At 44.9% G+C, this 2,466-nt stretch carries 3 protein-coding genes; all 3 read right to left on the reverse strand.

The window, feature by feature from the left end; all coding sequences use genetic code 11:
* Positions 1-434 precede the first annotated feature (434 nt).
* Positions 435-1,616: a PLP-dependent aminotransferase family protein gene (locus tag ACSZO4_RS25325; protein ID WP_437891846.1), complete on the reverse strand. Its 1,182-nt coding sequence runs from the start codon at positions 1,614-1,616 to the stop codon at positions 435-437.
* A gap of 254 nt (positions 1,617-1,870) precedes the next feature.
* Positions 1,871-2,131, reverse strand: a complete 261-nt coding sequence (locus ACSZO4_RS25330) for a putative T6SS immunity periplasmic lipoprotein (RefSeq protein WP_437891847.1) — start codon at positions 2,129-2,131, stop codon at positions 1,871-1,873.
* A gap of 86 nt (positions 2,132-2,217) precedes the next feature.
* Positions 2,218-2,379, reverse strand: coding sequence for a hypothetical protein (locus ACSZO4_RS25335; protein WP_437891848.1), 162 nt, complete (start codon positions 2,377-2,379; stop codon positions 2,218-2,220).
* Positions 2,380-2,466 lie beyond the last annotated feature (87 nt).

The raw sequence follows: 2,466 nt of genomic DNA on the forward strand, positions 1-2,466 counted from the left end.
TTCGCGCGACTGACTTAAAGGTCAAACCTTTCGGAGTCCCCCGGCAAAGCCGGGGGTTTACCGGACTTAATTATTCTTTTTTTAATATGACAATGCATGACTAAAGATACGCGTAACACGCCATAAATTAAGCACTTAAAGCTAAAAACACATCATGCCCCACAATTCATTGGTGAGCTGAAGAGTATTAAAGGCGTTATTTAATTATTTTTTGAATCATGCGATTCAACTTTTGAATTTGACGCTAGCTGAGCGTAAATACATTATACGAGAATACTTTTACAACCATGTAGAAGTAATCTCGAAGCATTAGATGGTTGGTGTATTTTCATATTATTGCGCGGGCAAATAAAGTTTTGTCAGCAATGATGGAAATAAACCCTTTACTCACCATGTATCCCAACTGGGATACATGGTTTTTTTTCGCCAGCGTCTTACAGCGAGGCTTTCAGACGGGCAACGGCTTCTTTAAGGTTGGCTTCGGTCACCGACACATAAGACATGCGCAGGGTCGACTGCTCAGGATGGTCAGCGTAGAAGAACTCACCCGGCACATAGACAACCCCTTTCGCCAGCGTCTGCTGCAGCCAGTCAGTGGTGTTTTTCTCATACTTAAATTTTGCCCACAGGAACATGCCGCCCTGCGGACGGTGGAAGCTCAGATGCTCGCCCAGTTCAGACTCAATCAACCCGCAGAGAGTGTCACATTTCTCTTTATACGAGGCGCGGATCATTTTGAGCTGTGCCGGCAGGCGGCCCGTTTGCAGGTAGTGATACGTCAGTGACTGCGAGAGGGAGCTGGTGTGCAGGTCAGTTGCCTGTTTCAGAGTAACGATCTGTTTTTTAATCCATTCCGGCGCAATCACCCAGCCGACGCGCGCGCCCGGCGCGAGAATTTTGGAAAACGTCGAGGTATAAATAACGTTATCGCTGTTATCAATCTCTTGTGCCCAGGCGGTTAACGGCTTGAACTGTTTGTCGGTAAAGTTAATTTCGCTATAGGGGTCGTCTTCAATGATCACGAAGTTATAGCGCTTCGACAGTTCAACCAGCTTCTGACGGCGCTCGTCAGAGAGGGTTACGCCACCCGGATTACCGAAGGTCGGTACGACATACACGGCTTTAATGGTGGTGGTTTTCACCAGCGCTTCAAGCTCATCGACCTTCATCCCTTCGCCATCCGTTCCCACCGAGGCGAGACGGGCTTCAGCCAGCTGGAAGCACTGTAATGCCGCCAGATAGGTGGGTCTTTCAACCACGATAACATCGCCTGGGTTAATCAGCACACGGGCGAGCATGTCCAGCGACTGCTGAGAGCCAGAGGTAATCACCACTTCGTCAGTAGTGCAGGTGATCTGGCGCTGCGCCGAAAGCTGGCAGATGGCTTCCCGCAGTTCAGGGCTACCTTCACTCAGACCATACTGAAATGCATCTTTCCATGACTCGGACAAGACTTTGTCCATCGCCATCTGTAAACCTTCACGATCGAATAAATCAGGATTAGGAATGCCGCCACCGAGAGAGATGACTCCTTCCATTTTGCTGTGTTTTAATAATTCCCTGATTGCAGATGACTGAACATTTCTAACTTTTGCGGAGATTCTCTCGTCTGACATTACCTTACCCTTTATTTTCTGCTGTTCATTCTTATTATCTGGCGATAGTTTTAGTGCTAATCATTTCCGTTATACAACAATAAAAACAGGGCGTAAACGACACCTCCGGCGCCACCAGCTCACGCCATTTATTCTAGAAACAGTGACAATAACAGTTTTATAAACTGTTTAAATGGAAGATCTTTGATAAATTTGACGTCTTAATCGAATTAAATAAGTATTTACCATGGTGAAAGTGAACAGAAAAAGAACCGCTATAAAGGCTTATCAAAACGTGCCTCATACACATGCAGGGGGGTGTTGATCATCACACTGTATTTTTGGCCCGGAACGAACGCGAAATGACCGACATCAGGGATACATTTTCCCGCTTCCAGCGTTATCGGGCGCATCGCATAGGATTTTTCACAAACAAATGATTGACTGGCGTAATGCCAAATTTTCAAATCGACAATATATTCTTTCGCAATAAGATTCTGCTTATCAACAAAGACGCAAAGCTCACTATTTCTCATTTCCTAACGAGCCGGATACAAATTTATTCGATCACCGCCAGGACATCCTGTCAATAGTATCGAGAATGCGATAATAAAGTATTTTTTCACAATGGTAATCCTGCACTCAAAATTAAAGGTTCATACTTTGAAAGAGTATTTTCATCAATAACCCCAATCAACTCCCTGTCTTTAAGTTTAAAAAAAGCATTCTCACCGTATGTTTTTAAATAGTGATAATCGGCAATAATCGAAGCCTGCTGCTCCATTCCATAATCGCTTAAGGAAGGTGCGATTTAATCGTCAGTTATGAGAACATAAGGCTTTCTTTGCCATAGATTTTTCACGATGCCCGC

The sequence above is a fragment of the Phytobacter sp. V91 genome (assembly GCF_965644225.1).
GTDB lineage: Bacteria > Pseudomonadota > Gammaproteobacteria > Enterobacterales > Enterobacteriaceae > CBFFRJ01.

Coding starts and splice junctions, on each gene's coding strand:
- ACSZO4_RS25335 (WP_437891848.1), bottom strand. CDS start 2,379: ATGGAGCAGCAGGCTTCGATTATTGCCGATTATCACTATTTAAAAACA.
- ACSZO4_RS25330 (WP_437891847.1), bottom strand. CDS start 2,131: ATGAGAAATAGTGAGCTTTGCGTCTTTGTTGATAAGCAGAATCTTATT.
- ACSZO4_RS25325 (WP_437891846.1), bottom strand. CDS start 1,616: ATGTCAGACGAGAGAATCTCCGCAAAAGTTAGAAATGTTCAGTCATCT.